The sequence below is a fragment of the Agromyces sp. LHK192 genome (assembly GCF_004006235.1).
Classification (GTDB): domain Bacteria; phylum Actinomycetota; class Actinomycetes; order Actinomycetales; family Microbacteriaceae; genus Agromyces.
Genome location: NZ_CP034753.1, coordinates 1,862,744 through 1,885,927, shown reverse-complemented (window position 1 = coordinate 1,885,927; position 23,184 = coordinate 1,862,744). Strand labels below are relative to the sequence as shown.

Sequence of the window (23,184 nt, the reverse complement as noted above, 5' to 3'; positions counted from 1 at the left end):
TCAGCCGGCGGCCCGGGCGCCGAGTTCGACGACCCGATCGATGCCCGCGGGAATCCGGTCGGTGTGCATGATGAGCAGCACCGTGCGATCGGCCGCGGCGGCGAGCAGGTCGGCGAGCAGCCGGTCGGCGGTCTCCGGGTCGACGTTCGCGGTGGGCTCGTCCAGCACGATCACCGGGAAGTCGGCGAGCATCGCCCGAGCGAGCGCGATGCGCTGCGCCTGCCCGCCGGAGACGAGGGCGCCCCGCTCCCCGACCCGGCTGTCGAGTCCGCCTCGCTCGCGCACCCAGTCCCCGAGACCGACCCGCGCGAGCGCATCGAGCAGGTCGTCGTCATCGGCCGTGTCGCGCGCGAACAGCAGGTTCTGCCTGAGGTTCTCGTCGAACAGCCACGGACGCTGCTCGAGGAGCCCGATCCGCCGCCGCACCGCGGCCGGTTCGAGCCCGCGAGCCTCCACGCCGTCGATCAGGTAGGAGCCCTCGTAGTCGAGGAACCGGACGAGCACGTGCGCGAGGGTCGTCTTGCCGGCGCCCGACGGACCGCGCAGCAGCACGCGCTCGCCGGGGCGGAGGTCCAGGTCGACGCCGTCGATCGCCGCGGGCGTTGCTGCTTCGGTCTGGTCGCCGGAGCTCCGCGGCCAGTGCGCGCGAACCCCTTGCAGGACGAGGGTGGGTGCGACGCCCGATACGAGGGAGTGCGCGACCGGCGACGCCTCGCTGCCCTCCGCTGCAGCCGTCGCACGTTCGGCAGGTGCGTCAGCCGCCCGCAGGACCACGGCCGCCGGGATCCCGGCCGGCGGCTGCTCCGGAACCGCGGACGCGACGCGTTGCGCGCTGACCGTCGCCGAACGCCACGCGGCGACCGCGACCGGCACCGCCGCGGCGACCTCCGCGATCGCCAGCGGTACGAGGCACAGCACGGCGAACGTCGGGCCGTCGATGGAGCCCGCGGCGAGCCCCTGCGCACCGCCGCCGATACTCGCGAGCGCGGCGAAGCCGCCGAGCGCGCTCATCACCGCGGCGGATGCCCCGACCGACGCGGCCTGCACGCGCGTCGCGCGCGCGAGCCGCTCTCCGATCCGTTCGATGCGCGCCCGGCTCTGCGCGGCCGCGTCGAAGGCCACGAGCACCTCGAGGGCGGCGACGTGCTCGACGATCGCCGACTGCAGTTCACCGCGGATCGGCGCGACCCGACGGGCGCCTCGATCGGCGGCGAAGCGCTCGGCGAGGACCGCGACGGCGATGCCGACGACGAGGCATCCGAGGATGCCGGCGGCCGAGGCCGGCGCCACCAGCATGACCCCGACCAGGGCCGCGACGAGCACGATGCCCGCGCTCACGAGCGGCTGCACGGCGCGCAACGAGACGAACTGGAGGTCGTCGACGTCGTCCGTGAACCGGGTGAGCAGTTCGCCGCGGCGGAGCATGGCGACGCCGTCGGGCGCCGAAGGCAGCAAGCGCTCGTAGATGCCCGTCCGGATCGCGGAGAGCCTGCGGAACGCGGCATCGTGCCCGGCGAGGCGTTCGAGGTAGCGGAACGTGGCGCGGCTGAGCGCGAACGCCCGAACACCGACGACGCCGAGCGAGAGGTACAGGATCGGCGGCTGCTCCGCCGCGCGCGTGATCAGCCACGCCGAGCAGGCGAGCAGGGCGACGCTGGACCCCGCGGACACCACACCCAGCAGGATCACCGGGATGAGGCGACGCGCGGGCGGCACGGCGGAGCGGAGCATCGCGCGCGTTCGACGCCGGTCAGCCATGGTCGGCTCCATCCCTGCGCGACGACCCGTCGACGCCGATGGGCTCGGCGGCTGCCTCCTCGGCCCGAGGGGCGGGTTCGACGCGCACGATCCGATCAGCGGATGCCGCGAGCCCCGCACGATGGGTCGCGATCAGCACTGCGCGTCCCTGGACGGCGAGTTCCTGCAGCCCTCGGCCGAGCGCCGTCTCGCGATCGGCATCGAGCGCCGAGGTCGGCTCATCGAGGATGAGGAGCGGCAGATCCCGTGCCAGCAACCGGTGGATCGCCCGCGCCACGGCGACGCGTTGCGCCTGGCCGCCCGAGAGTCCGCGCCCGTCGGTGCCGAGGACGAGGTCGAGGGGCACCTCGTCGGCCGCGGCGAGTCGCAGTGCGGTCGACGCGAGGTGCGGCGGGGCATCCGCGTCGCCGAGACGCACGTTGTCGGCCACGGTGCCCGCCTGCAGCGCCGCGCGCTGCGGCGCCCAGGCGACCGCGCCGTGCCCGGCGAGCTCGACGCCGTCGATCGCGACGGTTCCGTCGGCGCCGGTGAAGCCGAGGATCGCTGCGATCACGCTCGACTTCCCGGAACCGCTCGGCCCGGTGAGCGCAACGACCTCACCCGCGCCCACGTCGAGGTCGAATCCGTCGATGACGAGCACGCCGCCGCGCCGCACGCCGAGCCCGCGGGCCTGCAATCCGGACGCCGAGGCGGCGGGCGTGGCGGCCCGCGAACCCGATCCAGCGCCCTCCCCTGCACCGTGACCCGCCCGATCCCCGATGTCGACCGACCGTTCGTCGAGCGGGCGTGCCCCGGCGGCCGCCAGCAGGTCGAGGGCAACACCCGACGCGGTCACGCCACCCGCGGCGGAATGGAAGGCGGCGCCGACGTTGCGCAGGGGCAGGAACACCTCGGGCGCGAGGATCAGCACGAACAGGCCCACCACCAGGGTCAGTTGGCCTTCGACCAGCCGCAGCCCGATCGAGACGGCGACGAGCGCGACCGAGAGGCTCGCCGCCAATTCGAGTGCGAAGCCCGAGAGGAAGGTCACGCGAAGCACCCGCATCGTCCGCCGGCGGTAATCCTCGGTCGTCGCGCGGATCCGCTCCACCTGCCGGCGTTCACGGCCGAACACCATCAGCGTCGAGAGCCCGCCGAGCACCTCGAGGAACGCGCGCGAAAGCATCGTGAGGCTGTCCCACTGGCGGCGCTGCACCGCCTGCGTGGCCATGCCGATGAGTGCCATGAACACCGGGATGAGCGGCAGCACGATGAGGAAGGTGAGCCCCGACAGCCAGTCCGCCCACCAGGCGACGGCGATGAGCACCGGCGTGGCGACCACGGTCAGCACCAATTGCGGCAGGTACCTGCCGAAGTACTCGTCGAGGGCGTCGAGTCCCGGCCCGAGCAGCGTGGCGATCCGCGCGGTCGGGAACGCGGGCACCCCCTCGGGCCGCCCGTCGAGCGCGGAGAGCAGGTCGGACCGGAACTCGAGCTTGACCCGCTGTGCACCGGCCGAGCTCGCGACGTCCCACCCCCACGCGGCGACCGCCCGCACGACCACGGCCGCAGCGACGAGGGCCGCATCGGTTGCGAGCCCCGCAGTGCCGCCTCCGAGGAGTCCGGTGACGAGGCCCGCGAGCGACCATGCGAACACCACGATCGCCCCCGTCTGCACGATCGCCAGCACCGCACCGATCAGCAGGAATCGGCGGGCCGCGCGTGAGCGGCGAACCAGCCTCGGGTCGAGCGGTCTCACGTCAGTGCGCGGCCCCTTCGACCACGCTGCGGGTCACGCGCTTGCGGAACACCCAGTACGTCCAGCCCTGGTACAGCAGGATGAGCGGCAACGAGATCACCGCCACCCAGGTCATCACCGTCAACGTGTACTCCGTGCTCGACGCGTTCTCGATGGTGAGGCTGTTCGCGGGATCGTTGGACGCCGGCATCACATCCGGGAACAGTGCCGCGAACAGGGCGAGCACCGCGGTGGCCACCGTGACGCAGAGCAGGGTGAACGAGACGCCCTCGCGTCCGCGCAGGTTCGCGAGCCACGCGCCGATCAGTGCCACGGCCGCGACGGCCGCCAGGCCCCAGAACCACGCCGTGCCGAACGCGAGGCCGGTCCACAGCAGGAACGCCGCGGCGACCACGATCGTGACGACGCCCGACCTGGTCGCGAGCCGTTGCGCGCGCAGGCGCAGGTCGCCGTCGGTCTTCAGCGACGCGAACACCACGCCGTGGGTGAAGAACAGCAGCAGCGTGGTGAGTCCGCCGAGCAGTGCATAGGGGTTCAACAGGTCGAACAGGGTGCCCGTGTAGTTGTGGTCCGCGTCCAGCGGGACGCCCTGCACGATGTTCGCGAACGCGACGCCCCAGAGCAGTGCCGGCACGGCCGACCCGACGACGATCATCCAGTCGAACCGGCGCTTCCACTCGGCCTCGGGTCGCTGGTGCCGGTACTCGAACGAGACGCCGCGCGCGATGAGCGCGAGCAGGATCAACAGCAAGGCGAGGTAGAAGCCCGAGAACAGCGTCGCGTACCACTCGGGGAAGGCGGCGAACAGGGCCGCGCCCGCCACGATGACCCACGTCTCGTTCAGGTCCCACACGGGGCCGATGGTGTTGATGAGCACCCGACGGTCGGTGTCGTCCTTGCCGAGGAACGGCAGCGACATGCCGACGCCGAAGTCGAACCCGTCGAGCACGAAGTAGCCGACGAACAGCGCAGCGACGATCCAGAACCAGATGACGGCGAGATCCATGATCGGTTCCTCCTAGTAGACCGTCGTGGCCGGTTCGACGCGGCCGGACTCGGGATCGGGCTCCCCCACCTCGGGTGGGCCCTTCTGGATCGAGCGGATGATGAGCTTGAACTCGACGACGGCCAGGATGCCGTAGATCACGGTGAACGCGACGAGCGAGATGAGCACGTCGAGTCCCGTGACGTTCGGCGAGACCGCGGATTCGGTGGGGAGCAGGCTGAACACGATCCAGGGTTGGCGCCCCATCTCGGTGAAGATCCAGCCGACGATCATCGCGAGCAGCGACAGCGGGAAGCTCCAGATCGCGATGGCCCACACCCAGCGCTGCTTGGGCAGCCGGCCCTTGCGCGTGAGCCAGAGGCCGACGACGGCGACCGCGGCGTGCGCGAGGCCGAGTCCGATCATCCAACGGAACGACCAGTAGGTGACCCAGATGATCGGCGTGTAGTCGCCCGGTCCGTACAGCTCCTGGTACTGGGCCTGCAGGTCGTTGATGCCCTCCACGCAGCCGTCGAACGTGTGCGTCGAGAGGAACGACAGGAGGTAGGGCACTCGGATCGAGAAGAGCTCCGTGGTGCCGTCCGGCGTCCCGAGGGTGAACAGCGAGAACGAGGCGTCCGCGCCGCACACGGTGTCGTACGTCGCCTCAGCGGCGGCCATCTTCATGGGTTGCGTCGCCACCATCGCGAGGCTCAGCTGGTCGCCGAACAGCGTGGTGAGGATCGCGGATCCGACCATCGTCCACAGGCCGAACTTCAGGGCCGGCCGCATGGTGTCGAGGTGCTGTCCGCGCGCGAGGTGCCAGGCCGCGGCCGAGATGATGAGGCCGGCGGCCACCATGAAGGATGCCGCGATCGTATGCGGGAACGCTGCCAGCGCCACGGGATTCGTGAGCAACGCCCCGATGTCGACGAGCTCGGCCCGCCCGGCCTCCGCGTTCATCTCGTACCCCACCGGGTTCTGCATGAACGCGTTCGCGGCGATGATGAAGTAGGCCGAGAGGATCGTGCCGACCGCGACGCACCAGATCGTCGCGAGGTGCACTCCGCGTGGCAGCTTGTCCCAGCCGAAGATCCAGAGGCCGATGAACGTCGCCTCGAAGAAGAACGCCAGCAGGCCCTCGAGCGCGAGGGGCGCGCCGAACACGTCTCCGACGAACCGCGAGTACTCCGACCAGTTCATGCCGAACTGGAACTCCTGCACGATGCCGGTGACGACGCCCATCGCGAAGTTGATCAGGAAGATGTTGCCGAAGAACCGGGTGATCCGCAGGTACTCGAGCTTGCCGGTGCGGTACCAGGCGGTCTGGAAGACGGCGGCCGAGGTGGCGAGCCCGATCGTGATCGGAACGAAGAGGAAGTGGTACACCGTGGTGAGGCCGAACTGCCACCTCGCCAGGAGCAACGGATCCAGCAGGTCGTTCACGGATGTCCCCTCTCGTGGCCCCGCCCGCCCCGTTTCCGGGACGATCTTCTACACAGCGTAGAACATACACCGCAGAAGCGATACTCTCGAAGCATGGCGGGTCTCGGCGAACTCGAGCGCTCCGTGATGGAGCAGCTCTGGGCGGCCGACGCTGCCCTGACGGCGAACGAACTCCGCGACCGGCTCACCCTCGTCGGAGACCACAGCGACCGGGCTCCCGCCACCACGACGGTCCTGACCGTCCTCGCGCGGCTCGAACGCAAGGGGTTCGTCACCCGCGCTCGCGACGTCCGCCCGCACCGCTACCACGCCCTGCTCTCCCGCGAGGAGCACACCGCGGAGCTCATGCACGAGGTGCTCGACCGCGCCAGCGACCGCGACGCCGCACTGGCGCGATTCGTCGGCACCGCCTCTCCGGGCGAGACCGCCACGCTCCGCCGACTCCTCGACGAGCTCGCCCGCCGCTGACGATGCTCGCGATCGCCGCCCTGCTCGGCGCGCTGGCGGTCGCGCTCGCGTGGCCCGTCCCCGTGCTGCTGGCCAGGGCGACCTGGCCGTCGCGCGCGCCCGGACTCGCCCTGGCCCTCTGGCAGGCGATCGCGCTCGGCGGCGGACTGTCCATGATCGGATGCCTCGTCGTCATCGGCACCGCTCCCGACGGCTCGCTCGGCGGTTCGGTCGCAGCCCTGCTCCCCCACCTGCTGCACGGGCCCATCCCGCCGGAGTTCGGCGTCGTGCACCTCGCCGCGCTCACCCTCGCCGCCGGTCTCGCCGCCCACCTCGCCCTCAACCTCGTCACGACCGCGATCCGCGCCGAGCGCGAGCGACGCCGGCAGCACCAGCTCATCGCCATCCTGAGCGACCCGCTGCCCGGGGCGCCGAGGACCCGGGTGCTCGCGCATCCGGTGCCCCTGGCGTACTGCGTCCCCGGCCTGCGAACCGCGACGGTGCTCACCGAGGGCCTCGTCGCCGCGCTCTCCGCCGACGAGCTGCGCGCCGTCGTCGCCCACGAACGCACCCACCTCGAGCAACTGCACCACCTCGTCCTGCTGACCTTCCGCGCGTGGCATCAGGCGCTGCCATGGTTCCCCATCGCGAACCGGGCGGAGCGCGCAGTCACGATCCTGACCGAGATGCTGGCCGACGACGGGGCGCGCCGGGAGACCGGCCCGGCATCCCTCGCGGGCGCACTCGAACGACTCGGGGCCGACGCCGAGCCCGGCGCATACGCGGAATCCGGCGGCGTCGCCCCCGACCGCGAGATGGTCGATGCCCGACTCGCGCGACTGCGCGAGCCCGGTCGCCCGCTCGGCCCAGGCGCCCGGTTCGGCGTCGGGGTGATCGCGGTCGCGCTGGTCGCGGTTCCGACGGTGGCGATCGCCGTCGCGCTCTGAACGGAACCCGCGACCGGCTGGGCCCGCCGACCTCATGTGTCGGACCGAACGCGGGCTGAGCCGAACCCTGTCAGTCGGCCGCGATCATCCGCCGGAGTGAGGCGCTCGACCGTGCCGGCTCGTAGGCTCGACCCGTGAACGACCTGCTGGACTGGATCCTCGACACGGTACAGGCGGTCGACCCTGTGCTGCGGACGTTGCTGGCAGGGCTCGCCATCATGCTCGAGACCTCGATCCTCATCGGCCTCATCGTTCCGGGCGACACCGTCGTGATCGTCGCCTCGACCGCGATCGAGGGTTGGCCCGAGTACGTCGCGCTCGTGATCACCGTCATCGTCGGCGCACTCGTCGGCGAGAGCATCGGGTTCGCCCTCGGCCGCTGGTTCGGCCCGCACATCGTCGACTCCCGGCTGGGCCGGCGCATCGGCGAAGACCACTGGCGTCGCGCACAGCTCTACCTCGATCGACGCGGCGGACCGGCGGTGTTCATCTCGCGCTTCCTGCCGGTGCTGCACTCGCTCGTTCCGCTCATCGTCGGGATGAGCACGATGAGCTACCGCCGGTTCCTCGCCTGGACGGCGCCGGCCTGCGTCATCTGGGCGTTCGCCTACGCGACGGTCGGCTGGCTGGCCGCGGGCAGCTATCGCGAGCTCAGCCGCGACCTCCACTGGGCCGGCTACATCTTCGTGGCGATCATCGCCGTGTTCCTCGTCGCCGTGTGGGGCGCGAAGAAACTCATCATGCGGGCCGAGGCGCGACACCTCGCGTTGCACGAGGATCCGAAGTCCGACCGAGGGCCGGATGCCGCCGATTCCGGGCAGGCATCCGACCCCTCGGTCGACGACGCGGCCAGGTGAGCCGCGCCGGGATCCCGCCTAGGCGAGGCCCTTCTCGGCGAGCCAGTCGGCTGCGATGTCCTCGGCATTGCGCTGCTCGTTCACGCTCTGGTCGTTCAGCGCGACGAGGTCGGCGGCGCTCATCGCCGCGCTCACCTCGTCGATCACGGCCGCGATCTCGTCGGTGACCTTCTCGCTCGCGATCGGCACCACGTGCGAGGCGAGGAACAGGCCCTCCGGGTCCTCGAGGGTCACGAGGTCGTTCGTCGCGATATTGGGGTCGGCGCTGTAGATGTTCACCATCTGCACCTGGTCGTCGACCAGGGCCTTGACCGTGAGTGCACCGCCCGAGTCCTCGATCGCCGTGAAGCCGACATCGACGCCGTAGGTCGCCTTCAGGCCCTCGGGGCCGTACGGCCTCGTCTCGAGTTCCGCGTTGCCACCGAGCGTGATCGGCTCGGTGACGCCCGCGAGGTCCTCGAGGCTCGTGACCCCGAACTCCTCGGAGAAGGCCGAGGTGACGTTGTACGAGTCCTGGTCCGTCGCGGGCGACTGGTCGAGCGCGCGGAGCCCCTCGGGGAGCGCGCCGGTCAGCTCCTCGTACACGGCCTCTGACTCCGTCGCCTCCGTGTCGGGGACGTAGTACTGCAGGAGGTTGCCCGTGTACTCGGGGAACAGATCGATCTCGCCCGCCTCGAGCTCGGGCAGGTACACCTCGCGCTGACCGATCTCGAACTCGCGCTGCACCGTGTACCCCTCGGCCTCGAGCGCCTGCGCGTAGATCTCGGCGATGATGACGTTCGAGTAGTACGCCTGCGATCCGATGACGATGGTCTCGCCGCCGCCGGACGTCTCCCCACCCGACCCCTCGTCCAGCGGATCACCCGATGCGCACCCTGCCAGGGCCACTGTCGCCCCGACCGCGACCGCCGCGAGCGCGACGAGCCGGCCTCTTCCAGTTCGGAACATGATGGATTCCCTTCGGTGACGGGCCTCAGCCCATGGCCGCGCGCGCCCGTGGCGTGCGTGCGCGGAGGTTCTGGTCGGTGCGCCCGGCCCGGACGCCCTCGGGCACCACGAGCCGTTGCACGATCGCGAACACGCCGTCCAGCGCGAGCGCGAGCGCGATGATCAGGATCGACGAACCCAGCATGACGGCGTAGTCGCGTGTCTTGAGCCCGAGGAACAGGTAGGTGCCGAGCCCGCCGGCGCCGACGTACGCGGCGAGCGTCGCGGTCGCGACGACCTGGAGCATCGCCGCCCGGATCCCGCCGATGATCGTCGGCAGGGCGAGCGGAAGTTCGACGCCGAGCACGATCTGCGACTCCCGCATGCCCATCGCGCGCGCCGCGTCGACCGTGCGACGGTCGACCGCACCGATACCCGCGTACGCCCCCGCGAGCACCGACGGCAGGGCGAGGACGACGAGTGCGATGAAGGGCGCCACCGCGCCGATGCCGACCGCCAGCGCGACGAGCGTGAGCAGGCCGAGCGTCGGCAGCGCGCGCAGGCCGCCCGAGACGAGCACGGCGGACTCGCGGCCCCGGCCCGTATGGCCGACGTAGGCGCCGATCGGCAGCGCGACCACGCACGCGACCGCGACCACCGCGACGCTGAACACGAGGTGGTAGGCCAACTGGGCACCGATGCCGTCGGGACCGGCCCAGTTGGCCGGGTCGAAGAGCCACGCGAATGCCTCGGCGAAGACGTTCATGCGGTCGCCTCGATCTCCACGATGCGGGACACGCCCCGCCGCCGTCGCTGGAGGCGCGTCCACGGCATGAGCAGTCGACCTGCGAGCACCGCGGCGACGTCGAGCGCGAAGGCGAGGAGCAGGGTGACGACGATCCCGGTCACGATCTCGACCGGGATGTTGCGCTGCAGCCCGTCGGTGAACAGGCTCCCGAGGTTCGAGATGCCGAGCACCGCGCTCACGGTCGCGAGGCTGACGGTGCTGACGATCACGACGCGCAGCCCCGCGAGCAGGGTGGGCCCGGCGAGCGGGAGCTCGACCGCGAAGAACCGGCTCACCGCGCCGTAGCCCATCGCCGTCGCGGCCAGCCGGACGTCGCGATCCAGGTCGCCGAAGGCGTCGGCAGCCGTGCGGACCATGAGCGCGACGCCGTACAGCGTCAGGGCGATCACCACGTTCAGCGGCGACCGCAGCGGGGTGCCGATGATCCCCGGCAGCGCGATGAAGAGCGGGAGGGACGGGATCGCGTACAGGATGCCGCAGAGGCTCAGCAGCACACCGCGCGACCAGCGGTACCTCCACGCGGCCCAACCGATCGGGATCGACAACACGAAGCTCAGTATGATCGCGGGCACCGACAACGCGACGTGGACGGCGAGCAACTCGCCGACGCGGTCGAGGTTCGACCAGAGCCAGTTCACCGTTCGAGCACCCCGGCCGGCCGGCCGGCCGCATCGACCACGATGCGGCGACCGTCGACCTCCTGGATCTGCAACGTCCGCTGGGCGCGGTCCGCGCCGATGAACCCGGCGACGAACTCGTCGGCGGGGGCCGCGAGGATCTCCGCCGGCGTCCCCTCCTGGACGATCCTTCCGCCGGATCGCAGGATCGCGACGCGGTCGCCGAGTCGGAACGCCTCCTCGATGTCGTGGGTCACGAACAGCACCGTCTTGCCGAGCTCGCGCTGCAGGCGCAGCAGCTCGTCCTGGAGCTCGGTCCGCACGATCGGATCGACGGCCCCGAACGGTTCGTCCATCAGGAGGATGTTCGGGTCGACCGCGAGTCCGCGGGCGACGCCGACCCGCTGCTGCTGCCCGCCGGAGAGCTGGGACGGGTACTTGCGTGCCAGCGATCGGTCGAGCCCGACGGTGTCCATGAGCTCGAGCGCCCGGGCCTGGGCATCCCGCTTGGACTCCCCCCGCAGTATCGGCACGGTCGCGATGTTCTCGACCACCCGACGGTGCGGCAGGAGGCCGGCGTTCTGCATCACGTATCCGATCGATCGGCGCAACTGCACGGCATCGACCGAGGCCACATCCTCGCCGTCGATCAGCACCTGGCCCTTCGACGGATCGACCATGCGGTTCACCATTCGCAGCAGCGTCGTCTTGCCCGAGCCCGACGAACCGACGAGGACGGTCGTCGTGTGCGGCGCGACCACGAGGTCGACGTGCTCGACGGCGACCGTGCCGTCAGGGAACTGCTTGCCGACGCCGCGGAACTCGATCATGCCGTCTTCCCCACCCGGGACGATCGGCGCCCCGCCGGTTCAGCCAAACACGTCCGGCCCATCCCGGCAAACCCTTGCGCCCGGTTCGCCCGCTCGGTAAGGCCGGACGACGCGTCGCGGCTCAGGCCGCCTTGGGGTGGGACGCGTGCTCGAGGTGCGTCGCGAGGTACTCGCGCACGACCACGCGCGCCTCGGAGAGGTACCGTGCGTCGCCCTCGGGGTTCCGGCTGAACGCACGGTGCACCAGGGTCTCGCCGAGTTCGAGCGCGATGCCCAGACGGAACCGGAGGGTCTCGGCGTCGGCGGGCTCGCCGAACTCCGAGATGATGAGGTTCGCCATCCGTGCCGCGAATTCCGGCTCCCCGCCGTCGGCCGACAGTTCCCGGTCGTCGCCGTGCACGACGCCGAAACCGGGTTCGTCGCGGTAGAGGTCGACGCTCGCGTCGAGGGCGGCCACGATCAGGTCCCACCAGGTCTCCGGCCGGATCTCGTCGATCCGCGCCGCGACACGGGCGCGGAAGCGCTCGACGCAGCGGTCGCGCAACCCGTGCAGGATGGCGACGCGGTCCGGGAAGTACCGGTAGACGGTGCCGATCGAGGCGCCGGCTCGTTCCGCGACCATCTGCGTCGTCAGCCGGTCGAACCCGATCTCGTCGACGAGTTCGGCCGCGGCATCGAGCAGCGCATCGAGGCGCTGCGTGCTGCGCCGTTGGGTGGGCTCGGTGCGGATCGCACGTCGTCGCCCTGGGTCCGCCCCAAGGATCAGGTCGATATCGGGCACGGATCCTCCTCACTTGCGGCCACTACTCTAACCCGGCGCGGAGGGCGGATCCGACCATCGCGGGCCCGGATCGACGAGCCTCCGCCGGGCGTGCGAGACTGTACGGATGCCGGAGACCAGCCCAGAACCGGCCGGATCCCGACACAGCACGGTCCGGCACCGCGCTGCACGCTTCGAGGACCGAGTGCACGGCATCCGTGCCCGGTGCGCACGGCGTCGCGGACATGTGCCGACCGTGATCCCCTACGTCGGATACGGATCGAACGGCTGGGTCCGCGTGCTCTGCCGGGTCCTGCTGTCGAAGCCCGCCCGCGGCGAGGAGCGATCCGAGCGGCGGAACCCCCGCGAGGGCATCCGCGGCTGGCGCAGTTTCACGAGCGTCCCCGTCGGCGACGTCGACGTCACGATCGAGGTCGGGGGCCAGCGGATCGAGGTGCCGGCCGACCGCGGCGGCGTCGTCGACACCCGCGTGCCCGTCGACCTCACTCCCGGTTGGCATGTCGCCACGCTCCGGGCGGCGGGGTCCGCCCCCGTCGAGGCGCAGATCCACGTCATCGACGCCGCCACCGAGTTCGGCATCATCTCCGACGTCGACGACACGGTCATGGTCACGGCGCTCCCCCGCCCCCTGCTCGCGGCGTGGAACACGTTCGTGCTCGACGAGCACGCGCGTATCCCGACGCCCGGCATGGCGGTGCTGTTCGAGCGCCTCGCGCGCGAGCATCCCGGCGCTCCCGTCATCTACCTCTCGACCGGCGCCTGGAACGTCGCCCCCGCGCTGTCCCGCTTCCTGGCACGGAACCTCTACCCCCTCGGCCCGCTGCTGCTCACCGACTGGGGACCGACCCACGACCGCTGGTTCCGCAGCGGTCGTGCGCACAAGGAGGAGAACCTGCGCCGACTGGCCGAGGAGTTCCCCGCGATGCGCTGGTTGCTCGTCGGCGACGACGGGCAGCACGACGAGGAGCTCTACGCCCGCTTCGCCGAGGAGTACCCCGACCGAGTTGCCGCGGTGGCGATCCGGCGGCTCTCCACGGGCGAGGCCGTGCTCGCCGGCGGGCGCACGAACATCGGCGGTCCCGCAGCCGACGTCCCCTGGGTGAGCGCCGGAGACGGGTCGACCCTCGCCGACGGGCTCGCCGAGGCCGGCATCATGCGCGACGAGGACGCCGGACCGAGAACCGACGCCTGATCGGATGCGCCGTGCGACGGGCAGTGGTGCGACGGGCCGTGCGCACGCGCAGCCGTGCGCGCCCGCGCCCGTTCAGGCGACGCGAGCCCGGCGCTCCTTCGCGAAGCGTTCGAGGCCGCGGTTCACCGCCCGCGCCCAGAGCGGGCCACGGTAGATGAACGCCGAATACCCCTGCACCAGCGTCGCTCCGGCGTCGAGTCGGTCCTGCACGTCCGAGGCCGTCTCGACGCCGCCGACCGAGATGACGCAGAGTTCGGCGGGAACGTGCGCCCGCACCAGCCGCAGCACCTCCATCGAGCGGTCGCGCAGCGGGGCGCCCGACAGGCCGCCGGCGCCGATCCGCTCGATCTCCGCGGCCGAGGCCCGGAGGCCGTCGCGGGAGATCGTCGTGTTCGTCGCGATGATGCCGTCGAGGCCGAGGCGGACCGCGAGCTCGCAGATCCGCCGGATCTCGTCGTCGGCGAGGTCGGGTGCGATCTTGACGAGGAGCGGCGTGCCCCCCGAGGCCAGCCGGACCGCCTCGAGCAGCGGCGCGAGCGCGTCGAGTTCCTGGAGCCCGCGCAGGCCCGGCGTGTTCGGGGAGCTCACGTTCACGACGAGGTAGTCCGCGAACGGGGCGAGCACCTTCGCGCTGCGCTCGTAGTCGGCGACGGCGTCCTCGACGGGGGTCACCCGGCTCTTCCCGATGTTCACGCCGAGGACGGGACGCACCCGACGTCGCGACAGTCGAGAGAGCCTGCCCGCCGCGGCATCCGCCCCGCCGTTGTTGAAGCCCATCCGGTTGACGAGCGCCCGGTCGCCGATCAGGCGGAAGAGCCTCGGCCGGTCGTTGCCCGGCTGCGCGATCGCGGTCAGCGTGCCGACCTCGACATGGCCGAAGCCGAGCTGGCCGAGCCCGCGGACCGCGAGCCCGTCCTTGTCGAAGCCGGCTGCGACGCCGAACGGCGAATCGAAACGCAGGCCCAGCGCCTCGACCGCGAGCTCGGGCGCCGGCTTGGTGAACCGGTTCACGAGGCGCCCGATGCCGAGCGTGGGAAGCGCACGGATGACCCGGAAGGCGAGGTGGTGCGCCTGTTCGGGATCCATGCGCGAGAAGACGAGGGAGAAGAGGAGTCGATACATGCCGGGTTCAGGCTACTCGACGCTACTCGACCGGCCGTGCCGGGAGCCGGCCGTGCTCCGCGCGGAGCGCGCCGATCGCCGACTCGAAGTCCTCGAGCGACTCGAAGGCCTGGTACACGCTCGCGAACCGCAGGTAGGCGACCTCGTCGAGTTCGCGCAGCGGCGGGAGGATCGCGAGGCCGATGTCGTTGGCCTCGATCTGCGAGGCGCCCGTCGAACGGATCGTCTCCTCGACGGTCTGCGCAAGCACGGCCAGGTCGGCGTCGGTCACCGGACGGCCCTGGCAGGCCTTCCGCACGCCCAGGACGACCTTCTCGCGGCTGAACGGCTCGACGACACCGCTGCGCTTGATGACCGAGAGGCTGGCCGTCTCGGTCGTCGAGAATCGGCCGCCGCACTCCGGACACTGCCGGCGACGCCGGATCGAGAGGCCGTCGTCGCTGGTGCGGGAGTCGATGACCCGGGAATCGGGGTGGCGGCAGAAGGGGCAGTACATGGTGCTCCCAGACTAGCGGCGCGCGCCGCGCCGGCGCCGCCGGAGCGCGGCACCCGCCGTCAGGATCGCTCGAAGCGCGCGGTGACCGCCTCGCCGTGCGCGGGGAGTTGCTCCTCGGCCGACAGCGCCGCGATCACGGGGGCGACCTCGCGAAGCGCCCGCTCGTCGTACCTGACGACCTGCTGCGGCCGGAGGAACGTCGCCGCGGACAGCCCCGCGACGAACTTCGACGTGCCGCCCGTCGGCAGCACGTGGTTGGACCCGGCCGCGTAGTCGCCGAGGCTGACCGGCGAGAACGCCCCCAGGAAGATCGCCCCGGCGTTCTCGATGCGCGCGAGCGTCGCGTCGACGTCGGCGACCTGGATCTCGAGGTGCTCGGGTGCGAACGCGTTCGAGAACGCCGCGGCCTGCTCGAGGTCGTCGACGAGCACGAGCGCCGACTGCGGCCCCTCGATCGCCCGGCGGACGCGTTCCGAGTGCCGGGTCGCTGCCACCCGGGCGGCGAGCCGTTCGAGCACCGCGTCGGCAAGCTCGGCGGAATCGGTCACGAGCACGGACGCCGCGAGCTCGTCGTGCTCGGCCTGGCTCACGAGGTCGGCGGCCACGAAGTCGGCGTCCGCGCCCGCGTCGGCGATGACCAGGATGTCGGTGGGGCCGGCCTCGGCGTCGATGCCGGTGACGCCGGCCACGAGCCGCTTGGCGGCGGCCACGAAGACGTTGCCGGGGCCCGTGACCCGCTGCACCGGCACGAGGCCGAGGTCGTCGACGCCGTACGCGAACGCGCCGATCGCACCCGCGCCGCCCATCGCGTAGACCTCGTCGATGCCCAGCAGCGCCGCGACGGCCGCGATCGTCGGGTGGACCCGCCCGTCGTGGTCGGCCTGCGGCGGCGACGCGAGCGCGATCGAGCGCACCCCGGCGACCTGGGCCGGCACGACGTTCATCACGACGCTCGACGGGTACACGGCCTTGCCGCCGGGCACGTAGAGCCCCACGCGCTCGACCGGCTGCCACCGCTGCTCGATCACCGCACCCGAACCGAGTGTCACGATCTGCGATGCGGGAACCTGCGCGGCGCTCGCGACGCGAACGCGCTCGATCGTCGACTCGACCGCCCGGCGGATCTCGGGGTCGAGCGCGTCGAGCGCCGCCCGGAGCTCCTCGGCCGGCACCCGGACCGAGCGCGGCCTCACCCCGTCGAACCGCTCGGCCTGGTCGAGCAGCGCCCGCGCGCCGTGTTCGCGCACCTCGTCGATGATCCGGCGGGCCGGGTCGAGCGCTCTCGAGACGTCCGTCTCGGCGCGGGGCACGAGGGCGAGCAGCTCGGTGGGCGACGGGCGGGTGCCGCGGAGGTCGATGGTGCGCAACATGATCCCCAAGCGTAGTCAGCGCCGCCGGCGCGGATTCGGCCCGGCGTCACAGCAGGCAGTTCGGACCGAGCAGCCCCTTCAACTCGCCGTAGAGGTCGGCGGTGACCTTGACCGGGTATTGCGGCACCTCGAACACGCGCCCGACGCGACCCTTCGTCAGGGTCAGCCGCACCTCGGCATCGCCGCGGTGCCGCAGCAGGATCTCCTTCAGCGCCGCCGTGAGCTCGGGCGTGGCCCGCTGATCGGGCAGCGTGAGCTTGACGAGCCCGGTGTCGTCGTCCTGTCCGAGGTCGGGCGTGAACACGCTGTGGGCGTGCAGGTTCATCCCGTCGTCGCGCATGCTGACGCGACCGCGCACGACCGCGATCGTGTCGGCCTGCAGCCCGGGGGCGAACTCCTGGTACGCCTTGCCCATGAACATCACGGTGACCTCGCCCGAGAAGTCCTCGACCTGGATCATGCCGTACTGGTTGCCCGACGACTTCGCGATGCGGTGCTGCACGCTCGTGACGAGCCCGGCTACGACGACCGTGTCGCCGTCCTGCGTGGACTCGGAGGTCGTCAGGTCGAGGATCGACGCCGACGCGTGCTTCGCGAGCGCGACCTCGAGGCCGTCGAGCGGATGCTCGGAGACGTACAGGCCGAGCATCTCGCGCTCGAACGCGAGCTTCTGCTTCTTCGGCCATTCCGGACGCGTCGGCACCTGCGACGAGGCATCCGATCGTTCGGCGTCGTCGAAGAGGTCGTCGAAGTCGAAGCCCGCCTGCCCGGTGGCCTCGACGCGCTTGGTCGCGACCGCACCGTCGACCGCGGCCTCATGCGCCTCCATCAGCGCGCGTCGCGTGTCGCCCATCGTGTCGAAGGCGCCGGCCTTGATGAGGGATTCGACCGTGCGCTTGTTCGCGACCTGCAGCGGCGACTTCTTCAGGAAGTCGTGGAAGTTCTCGAAGCGCCCCTCCTGTTCGCGGGCCGCACGGATCGCGTCGACGACGTTGAAGCCGACGTTCCGCACGGCGCCGAGCCCGAATCGGATGTCGTCGCCGACGGCGGCGAAGAACCCGATCGACTCGTTGACGTCGGGCTGGAGCACCTGGATGCCCATCCGCCGACACTCGTTCAGGTACAGCGCGAGCTTGTCGCGCGCGTCGCCGACGCTCGTGAGCAGCGCCGCCATGTACTCCGCCGGGTAATGGGCCTTCAGGTACGCGGTCCAGTAGCTGAGCACGCCGTAGGCGGCCGAGTGCGCCTTGTTGAAGGCGTAGTCGGAGAAGGGCAGGAGGATGTCCCAGAGCGTCTTGATCGCGGCCTCGGAGTAGCCGTTCGCGATCATGCCACCGGAGAAGCCCTCGTACTGCTTGTCGAGCTCGGACTTCTTCTTCTTGCCCATCGCGCGCCGCAGGATGTCGGCCTGGCCGAGCGAGAACCCGGCGACGCGCTGCGCGATCGCCATGACCTGCTCCTGGTAGATGATCAGGCCGTAGCTCGTGTCGAGGATGTCCTTGAGCGGCTCCGCGAGCTCGGGATGGATCGGCGTGATCTCCTGCAGGCCGTTCTTGCGCAGCGCGTAGTTCGTGTGGGAGTTCGCGCCCATCGGTCCTGGACGGTACAGCGCGATGACCGCGGAGATGTCCTCGAAGTTGTCCGGCTTCATGAGCCGCAGCAGCGCGCGCATCGGCCCGCCGTCGAGCTGGAACACGCCGAGCGTGTCACCGGAGCCGAGCAGGGCGTAGGCGGCCTGGTCGTCGAGGGCGAGGTCTTCGAGCACGGGCCGGAAGCCGCGGTTCGCCTCGATGTTGTCGAGCGCGTCGTCGATGATCGTGAGGTTCCGCAGGCCGAGGAAGTCCATCTTGATCAGGCCGAGCGACTCGCACGCGGGATAGTCGAACTGCGTGACGATCTGGCCGTCCTGCTCCCGCTTCATGATCGGGATGATGTCGATCAGCGGATCGCTCGACATGATGACGCCTGCGGCGTGCACGCCCCACTGGCGCTTGAGGTTCTCGAGGCCGAGCGCGGTGTCGAACACCGTGCGCGCTTCGGCATCCGTCTCGATGATCGCCCGGATGTCACCGGCCTCCTTGAACCGCGGGTGATCGCGATCGAGGATGCCCGAGAGCGGGATGTCCTTGCCCATGACGGCCGGCGGCATCGCCTTCGTGAGCTTCTCGCCCATCGAGAACGGGAAGCCGAGCACCCGGCCCGAGTCCTTCAGCGCCTGCTTCGCCTTGATCGTGCCGTACGTCACGATCTGCGCCACGCGCTCCGAGCCGTACTTCTCGGTGACGTACCTGATGACCTCGCCGCGCCGGCGCTCGTCGAAGTCCACGTCGAAGTCGGGCATCGACACGCGATCGGGGTTCAGGAACCGCTCGAAGATGAGGCCGTGCTGCAGCGGGTCGAGGTCGGTGATCTTCATCGCGTACGCGGCCATCGACCCGGCGCCCGAACCACGGCCTGGACCGACCCGGATGCCGTGCTCCTTCGACCAGTTGATGAAGTCGGCGACGACGAGGAAGTACCCCGGGAAGCCCATCTGGCTGATGACGCCCACCTCGTAGTCGGCCTGCCGACGCACGTCGTCGGGGATGCCGCCCGGGTACCGCACGTGGAGGCCGCGCTCGACCTCCTTGACGAACCAGCTCTCCTCGTTCTCGCCGTCGGGTACGGGGAACCGCGGCATGTAGTTGGCCGACGTGTTGAACTGCACGTCGCAACGCTCGGCGATGAGCAGGGTGTTGTCGCACGCCTCGGGGTGGTCCCGGAAGACGTGCCGCATCTCGTCGGCGGTCTTCAGGTAGAAGTCGTCGGCGTCGAACTTGAACCGGTTCGGGTCGTCGAGCGTCGACCCCGACTGCACGCACAGCAGTGCCGCGTGGCTCTTCGCGTCGTGGGCGTGGGTGTAGTGCAGGTCGTTCGTCGCGACCAGCGGGAGGTCGAGCTGCTTCGCGAGCCGCAGCAGGTCGTCCATGATGCGCTTCTCGATACCGAGCCCGTGGTCCATGATCTCGGCGAAGAAGTTCTCCTTGCCGAAGATGTCGCGGAAGTCCGCCGCCGCCTTGACGGCCTCGTCGTACTGGCCGAGCCGGAGGCGGGTCTGCACTTCGCCGGAGGGGCATCCGGTCGTCGCGATGAGCCCCTTCGAGTACGTCTGCAGCAGTTCGCGATCCATGCGGGGCTTGAAGTAGTAGCCCTCCATGGACGCCAGGCTCGACAGCCGGAAGAGGTTGTGCATGCCCTCGGTCGTCTCCGAGAGCAGGGTCATGTGCGTGTACGCGCCGGCACCCGACACGTCGTCCCCGCCGCCGTCGCCCCAGCGCACGCGCGTCTTGTCGCCGCGGGCCGTCCCCGGCGTCAGGTAGGCCTCGGTGCCGATGATCGGCTTGATCCCGGCGTCCGTCGCCTGCTTCCAGAAGTCGTAGGCGCCGAACACGTTGCCGTGGTCGGTCATCGCGACGGCGGGCATGCCGTACCCGGATGCGGCCTTCATGAGCTCGCCCACCCTCGCGGCGCCGTCGAGCATCGAGTACTCGGTGTGCACGTGCAGGTGGACGAAGGAATCGGCGGCCACTGGGCTCCTCATCGGGTACTGCTGGTGGAACTGGATGGTCCCGAGTCTATGGCGACCCGGTGACGCCGCCGGGGCGACCCGACGGCCTCGGGTCAGTCGCCGCGGAGGACGTCCAGCGCGTGCGCCAGGTCGGCGGGATACGTCGACTCGAAGACCGCCCACTCCCCCGTCGCGGGGTGCACGAACCCGAGCTCCTGGGCGTGCAGCCACTGGCGGGTGAGCGCCAGCCGCGCCGACAGCTTCGGGTCGGCGCCGTACATCGCGTCGCCGACGCACGGATGCCGCTGCGCCGCCATGTGCACCCGGATCTGGTGCGTGCGGCCGGTCTCCAGGTGCACCTCGAGCAGCGACGCGTACGGGAACGCCTCGACCGTCTCGTAGTGGGTGACGGCGTGCTTGCCGTCCGAGGTCACCGCGAACTTCCAATCGGACCGCGGATGCCTCCCCACGGGCGCGTCGATCGTGCCGGCCAGCGGATCGGGATGCCCCTGCACGATCGTGTGGTAGATCTTCTCGACCTCGCGGTCGTGGAACGCCCGCTTGAGCGCCGAGTAGGCGCGCTCCGACTTGGCGACGACCATGAGGCCGCTCGTGCCCGCATCGAGCCGGTGCACGATACCCTGACGTTCGGGCGCGCCCGAGGTCGAGATGCGGAACCCGGCCGCTGCGAGTGCGCCGCCGACCGTCGGGCCGTCCCACCCGACCGATGGGTGGGCGGCGACGCCGGCGGGCTTGTCGACCACGACGAGATCGTCGTCGTCGTGCACGATGCCCAGGTCGGGCACGGCGATCGGTTCGACCTCCAGGGCACGCGGCGGTTCCCAACTCACCTCGAGCCAGGTGCCGCCCTTGAGGCGGTCGGACTTGTCGGCGGGGCGGCCGTCGACCTGGACGCCGCCGGCAGCGGCGATGTCGGCGGCCTGCGTGCGCGAGAACCCCAGCAGCTTCGCGAGGCCCGCGTCGACGCGGCTCCCGTCGAGCCCGTCCGGTACGGGAAGCGATCGGTACTCCATCGGCGTCACCGCTCGGTCGGCAGTGCCGACCCGGACGACGGCGCCTGGTCGTCGCCCGCGGCGACGGAGTCGACCGCCTCGGCCCGCGTTTGCTCGCGCGTGCCGTCCAGCCCGATCCCGCGGATCGTGAGGATCATGAAGAGCACCATGCTGGACACGATCGCGATGTCGGCGATGTTGTAGATCGCGGGAAGCATCCACGGTGTCGAGATGAAGTCGACGACGTGCCCGAGGCCGAAGCTCGGCTCCCGGAGGAGCCGGTCGGTGAGGTTTCCGAGCACCCCGCCGAGGAGGAGTCCGAACACGACGCCCCACGCGACCGAACGGATCCGCCTCGCGAACCAGATGATGAACGTGATGACGCCCGCGGCGAGGATCGTGAAGATCCAGGTCATACCGCTCGCGATGGAGAAGGCCGCCCCCGGATTCCGGACGAACTGCCACTGCAGCACGTTTCCCAGAACGGGGACGACCTCTCCTTCTGCGAGGTTCGCGACCACGAGCGCCTTGGTCAGCTGGTCGACGCCGTAGGCGACGACGGCCGCGCCGAGGAGGACGAGGAGCGCGGTGGTGGAGCCGGCTGCCTTGCCGTCCGGCTCAGCCGCCAAAGCCCTGGAACGTCGGCGCCGGCGCGGAGTCGCCCTGACGCGACGGCGCGCTCACCGGAGCCGAGAAGCCCTGGTTGCCGGCGACCTGCACGGGCGCCGCGGTGTCGAGGTCGCGGAGCTGGCCCTCGATGTAGCTCTTCAGCTTCTGGCGGTAGTCGCGCTCGAAGTCGCGCAGCTCGTCCACGCGCTTCTCGAGCGCGACACGCTCCTGGTCGAGCACGTTCATCTGCTGGCGCGACTTCGCCTCGGCCTCGGCCACGACGCGGGCAGCGGTCGCGTGTCCTTCGGCGATGAGCGCGTCGCGCTTCTCGACGCCCTCGCGCACGTGCTCCTCGTGGAGGCGGCGCGCGAGCTGCAGGAGGTTCGTCGTCGAGGTCTGCTCGTCGAGCTCCGACTGCGGCGCGGCGACCTGCGTGGGTACGGCCACCGTGGGCGGCGGAGCCGCCGGCTCGGTGTACGCCGGCTGCGTCGGCGCAGGCGCGGCGGATGCGGTGCGCGCAGCCTCGGTGGCACGGGCCTCCGCGGCGGCCAGACGCTGACGCAGGTCGTCGTTCTCCTGGTTCAGTCGACGCAGCTCGACGACGACCTCGTCGAGGAAGTCGTCGACCTCGTCCTGGTCGTAGCCCTCACGGAACTTCGTCGCCTGAAAGCGCTTGTTGACCACATCTTCCGGAGTTAGCGCCATGGCTGCCCACCCTCACATCTGTCGATAACGGTTCGGTCGGTTCTGCCAACGTTAGCAGGGTCGTCGGAGTCGAAGCAGTGCCGTTCGTCTCGTCCGCGATGCTTGCAGAAGATCGTCAGGTGCGCCAATCGACTACGCCATCGCCGAGGTCGCGACGGACAGCCCGGAGACGATCGTCATGAGGACGATGACGAGCAGCATCGCCAGGCTCCACCCGAGGTCCAGCGCGATCTGGCCGATGCGGATCGGCGGCACGAGCCTGCGGAAGAACCGCACCGGCGGATCGGTCACGGTGTACACCGCCTCCACCACCACGAGCCAGAACCCGCGTGGGCGCCACTGGCGGTTGAACGTGCGGATCAGGTCGAGCACGAACCGTGCCCACATCACGAAGAAGTAGATGACGAGGATCGTGGAGAGCGTGCTCCAGACGAATGACAGAACTCCCACGTCGGGAGAGTCTACGCGTGCGAGAAGAAGGTCGAGTCCTGTTCGCCGTCGCCGTCCGCCGTGTCGCCCGAGACGACGACGTGCGCCGGCGAGAGCAGGAACACCTTGCTGGTGACGCGCTCGATCTTGCCGTGCAGGCCCTGCGAGAGCCCGCTGGCGAAGTCGATGAGGCGACGGGCGTCGCCGTCGGACATCTGCGAGAGGTTGATGATGACCGGCACCCCCTCGCGGAACGATTCGGCGATGACCTGCGCATCGCGGTACTGGCGGGGGTGGACGGTCAGGATCTCGTTCATCTCAGCCTGCGGAGGGGTCGGTTGCGGGGTGGACTTGCTGCGCAGCGGCGTGACGGCCGCTCCGCCCTTGTGCACGGGCGCCGGTGCGACCGGTGCGGGTGCGGGTGCCGCGGCTTGGACCTGCTGCGCAGGCGGGGCCTCCGCCTCGAGCTCCTCGTCGGCGAGTCCCAGGTAGACCATCGTCTTCTTCAGCGGGTTCGACATCGCTGCCCTCCGTCGTTGTTCCGTCTGGTTCGAGGCTAG

General features: G+C 70.7%; 22 protein-coding genes. 4 read left to right on the top strand and 18 right to left on the bottom strand.

The window, feature by feature from the left end; genetic code table 11:
• From cydC to ELQ40_RS08415, 4 genes are read right to left on the bottom strand one after another with little or no spacing between them, the layout of a single operon-like run.
• Positions 1–1,758 (bottom strand): thiol reductant ABC exporter subunit CydC, encoded by a 1,758-nt coding sequence (cydC, locus tag ELQ40_RS08430; protein WP_240666007.1) that lies wholly within the window; start codon positions 1,756–1,758, stop codon positions 1–3.
• Complete coding sequence (gene cydD / locus ELQ40_RS08425; protein WP_127793285.1) at positions 1,751–3,496, bottom strand: thiol reductant ABC exporter subunit CydD; 1,746 nt, start codon at positions 3,494–3,496, stop codon at positions 1,751–1,753. Before cydD ends, cydC begins: the two co-directional genes overlap by 8 nt.
• Position 3,497: 1 nt before the next feature.
• Positions 3,498–4,502 (bottom strand): cytochrome d ubiquinol oxidase subunit II, encoded by a 1,005-nt coding sequence (gene cydB / locus ELQ40_RS08420; protein WP_127793284.1) that lies wholly within the window; start codon positions 4,500–4,502, stop codon positions 3,498–3,500.
• A gap of 12 nt (positions 4,503–4,514) precedes the next feature.
• Complete coding sequence (locus ELQ40_RS08415; RefSeq protein WP_127793283.1) at positions 4,515–5,927, bottom strand: cytochrome ubiquinol oxidase subunit I; 1,413 nt, start codon at positions 5,925–5,927, stop codon at positions 4,515–4,517.
• A gap of 93 nt (positions 5,928–6,020) precedes the next feature.
• Here ELQ40_RS08415 and ELQ40_RS08410 point away from each other — a divergent pair, with 93 nt between their 5' ends.
• From ELQ40_RS08410 to ELQ40_RS08400, 3 genes are all read left to right on the top strand, one after another.
• On the top strand, positions 6,021–6,395 hold the full coding sequence (locus ELQ40_RS08410; RefSeq protein WP_127793282.1) for a BlaI/MecI/CopY family transcriptional regulator: 375 nt from the start codon (positions 6,021–6,023) through the stop codon (positions 6,393–6,395).
• Positions 6,396–6,397: 2 nt separating this feature from the next.
• Positions 6,398–7,321 (top strand): M56 family metallopeptidase, encoded by a 924-nt coding sequence (locus ELQ40_RS08405; protein WP_127793281.1) that lies wholly within the window; start codon positions 6,398–6,400, stop codon positions 7,319–7,321.
• A 134-nt stretch (positions 7,322–7,455) separates the two neighbouring features.
• The gene (locus ELQ40_RS08400) at positions 7,456–8,178 is read left to right on the top strand and encodes a DedA family protein (protein WP_127793280.1); all 723 of its coding nucleotides are present in this window, start codon (positions 7,456–7,458) and stop codon (positions 8,176–8,178) included.
• A gap of 18 nt (positions 8,179–8,196) precedes the next feature.
• Here the strand turns inward: ELQ40_RS08400 and ELQ40_RS08395 are convergent, their stop codons facing one another.
• The 5 genes from ELQ40_RS08395 to ELQ40_RS08375 all read right to left on the bottom strand — a co-directional run bounded on the left by ELQ40_RS08395 (position 8,197) and on the right by ELQ40_RS08375 (position 12,141).
• Positions 8,197–9,126, bottom strand: a complete 930-nt coding sequence (locus ELQ40_RS08395; protein ID WP_127793279.1) for an ABC transporter substrate-binding protein — start codon at positions 9,124–9,126, stop codon at positions 8,197–8,199.
• Positions 9,127–9,151: 25 nt separating this feature from the next.
• On the bottom strand, positions 9,152–9,871 hold the full coding sequence (locus tag ELQ40_RS08390; RefSeq protein ID WP_127793278.1) for an ABC transporter permease: 720 nt from the start codon (positions 9,869–9,871) through the stop codon (positions 9,152–9,154).
• Positions 9,868–10,551, bottom strand: a complete 684-nt coding sequence (locus ELQ40_RS08385; RefSeq protein WP_127793277.1) for an ABC transporter permease — start codon at positions 10,549–10,551, stop codon at positions 9,868–9,870. The genes ELQ40_RS08390 and ELQ40_RS08385 overlap by 4 nt, the downstream gene beginning before the upstream one ends.
• A complete protein-coding gene (locus ELQ40_RS08380; RefSeq protein ID WP_127793276.1) occupies positions 10,548–11,360 on the bottom strand; it encodes an ABC transporter ATP-binding protein in 813 nt (270 codons plus the stop codon). Before ELQ40_RS08380 ends, ELQ40_RS08385 begins: the two co-directional genes overlap by 4 nt.
• Before the next feature lie 121 nt (positions 11,361–11,481).
• The gene (locus tag ELQ40_RS08375; protein WP_127793275.1) at positions 11,482–12,141 is read right to left on the bottom strand and encodes a TetR/AcrR family transcriptional regulator; all 660 of its coding nucleotides are present in this window, start codon (positions 12,139–12,141) and stop codon (positions 11,482–11,484) included.
• A 106-nt stretch (positions 12,142–12,247) separates the two neighbouring features.
• Here ELQ40_RS08375 and ELQ40_RS08370 point away from each other — a divergent pair, with 106 nt between their 5' ends.
• A complete protein-coding gene (locus tag ELQ40_RS08370; protein ID WP_127793274.1) occupies positions 12,248–13,333 on the top strand; it encodes an App1 family protein in 1,086 nt (361 codons plus the stop codon).
• 72 nt (positions 13,334–13,405) lie between these two features.
• Here ELQ40_RS08370 and ELQ40_RS08365 read toward each other — a convergent pair whose 3' ends face one another.
• From ELQ40_RS08365 to ELQ40_RS08325, 9 genes are all read right to left on the bottom strand, one after another.
• Complete coding sequence (locus ELQ40_RS08365) at positions 13,406–14,455, bottom strand: quinone-dependent dihydroorotate dehydrogenase (protein ID WP_127793273.1); 1,050 nt, start codon at positions 14,453–14,455, stop codon at positions 13,406–13,408.
• 22 nt (positions 14,456–14,477) lie between these two features.
• On the bottom strand, positions 14,478–14,951 hold the full coding sequence (gene nrdR / locus ELQ40_RS08360) for a transcriptional regulator NrdR (RefSeq protein ID WP_127793272.1): 474 nt from the start codon (positions 14,949–14,951) through the stop codon (positions 14,478–14,480).
• Between the two features lie 59 nt (positions 14,952–15,010).
• Positions 15,011–16,321, bottom strand: a complete 1,311-nt coding sequence (gene hisD, locus ELQ40_RS08355; RefSeq protein WP_127793271.1) for a histidinol dehydrogenase — start codon at positions 16,319–16,321, stop codon at positions 15,011–15,013.
• Positions 16,322–16,367: 46 nt separating this feature from the next.
• Complete coding sequence (gene dnaE / locus ELQ40_RS08350; protein WP_127793270.1) at positions 16,368–19,901, bottom strand: DNA polymerase III subunit alpha; 3,534 nt, start codon at positions 19,899–19,901, stop codon at positions 16,368–16,370.
• An 80-nt stretch (positions 19,902–19,981) separates the two neighbouring features.
• The gene (locus ELQ40_RS08345; protein ID WP_127793269.1) at positions 19,982–20,902 is read right to left on the bottom strand and encodes an RluA family pseudouridine synthase; all 921 of its coding nucleotides are present in this window, start codon (positions 20,900–20,902) and stop codon (positions 19,982–19,984) included.
• Between the two features lie 5 nt (positions 20,903–20,907).
• The gene (gene lspA / locus ELQ40_RS08340; protein ID WP_127793268.1) at positions 20,908–21,510 is read right to left on the bottom strand and encodes a signal peptidase II; all 603 of its coding nucleotides are present in this window, start codon (positions 21,508–21,510) and stop codon (positions 20,908–20,910) included.
• Entirely contained in the window at positions 21,500–22,195 is a 696-nt protein-coding gene (locus tag ELQ40_RS08335; RefSeq protein WP_127793267.1) for a DivIVA domain-containing protein, read from the bottom strand. Before ELQ40_RS08335 ends, lspA begins: the two co-directional genes overlap by 11 nt.
• A gap of 132 nt (positions 22,196–22,327) precedes the next feature.
• Complete coding sequence (locus ELQ40_RS08330) at positions 22,328–22,645, bottom strand: YggT family protein (protein WP_127793266.1); 318 nt, start codon at positions 22,643–22,645, stop codon at positions 22,328–22,330.
• An 11-nt stretch (positions 22,646–22,656) separates the two neighbouring features.
• The gene (locus ELQ40_RS08325) at positions 22,657–23,145 is read right to left on the bottom strand and encodes a cell division protein SepF (protein ID WP_127793265.1); all 489 of its coding nucleotides are present in this window, start codon (positions 23,143–23,145) and stop codon (positions 22,657–22,659) included.
• Positions 23,146–23,184: the final 39 nt, after the last annotated feature.

What these genes read in the sequence shown, in the direction of transcription:
- cydC (WP_240666007.1), bottom strand. Translation starts at nt 1,758, where the DNA reads ATGGCTGACCGGCGTCGAACGCGCGCGATGCTCCGCTCCGCCGTGCCG.
- cydB (WP_127793284.1), bottom strand. Translation starts at nt 4,502, where the DNA reads ATGGATCTCGCCGTCATCTGGTTCTGGATCGTCGCTGCGCTGTTCGTC.
- ELQ40_RS08410 (WP_127793282.1), top strand. Translation starts at nt 6,021, where the DNA reads ATGGCGGGTCTCGGCGAACTCGAGCGCTCCGTGATGGAGCAGCTCTGG.
- ELQ40_RS08405 (WP_127793281.1), top strand. Translation starts at nt 6,398, where the DNA reads ATGCTCGCGATCGCCGCCCTGCTCGGCGCGCTGGCGGTCGCGCTCGCG.
- ELQ40_RS08395 (WP_127793279.1), bottom strand. Translation starts at nt 9,126, where the DNA reads ATGTTCCGAACTGGAAGAGGCCGGCTCGTCGCGCTCGCGGCGGTCGCG.
- ELQ40_RS08390 (WP_127793278.1), bottom strand. Translation starts at nt 9,871, where the DNA reads ATGAACGTCTTCGCCGAGGCATTCGCGTGGCTCTTCGACCCGGCCAAC.
- ELQ40_RS08380 (WP_127793276.1), bottom strand. Translation starts at nt 11,360, where the DNA reads ATGATCGAGTTCCGCGGCGTCGGCAAGCAGTTCCCTGACGGCACGGTC.
- ELQ40_RS08370 (WP_127793274.1), top strand. Translation starts at nt 12,248, where the DNA reads ATGCCGGAGACCAGCCCAGAACCGGCCGGATCCCGACACAGCACGGTC.
- ELQ40_RS08365 (WP_127793273.1), bottom strand. Translation starts at nt 14,455, where the DNA reads ATGTATCGACTCCTCTTCTCCCTCGTCTTCTCGCGCATGGATCCCGAA.
- nrdR (WP_127793272.1), bottom strand. Translation starts at nt 14,951, where the DNA reads ATGTACTGCCCCTTCTGCCGCCACCCCGATTCCCGGGTCATCGACTCC.
- hisD (WP_127793271.1), bottom strand. Translation starts at nt 16,321, where the DNA reads ATGTTGCGCACCATCGACCTCCGCGGCACCCGCCCGTCGCCCACCGAG.
- dnaE (WP_127793270.1), bottom strand. Translation starts at nt 19,901, where the DNA reads ATGAGGAGCCCAGTGGCCGCCGATTCCTTCGTCCACCTGCACGTGCAC.
- ELQ40_RS08345 (WP_127793269.1), bottom strand. Translation starts at nt 20,902, where the DNA reads ATGGAGTACCGATCGCTTCCCGTACCGGACGGGCTCGACGGGAGCCGC.
- ELQ40_RS08335 (WP_127793267.1), bottom strand. Translation starts at nt 22,195, where the DNA reads ATGGCGCTAACTCCGGAAGATGTGGTCAACAAGCGCTTTCAGGCGACG.
- ELQ40_RS08325 (WP_127793265.1), bottom strand. Translation starts at nt 23,145, where the DNA reads ATGTCGAACCCGCTGAAGAAGACGATGGTCTACCTGGGACTCGCCGAC.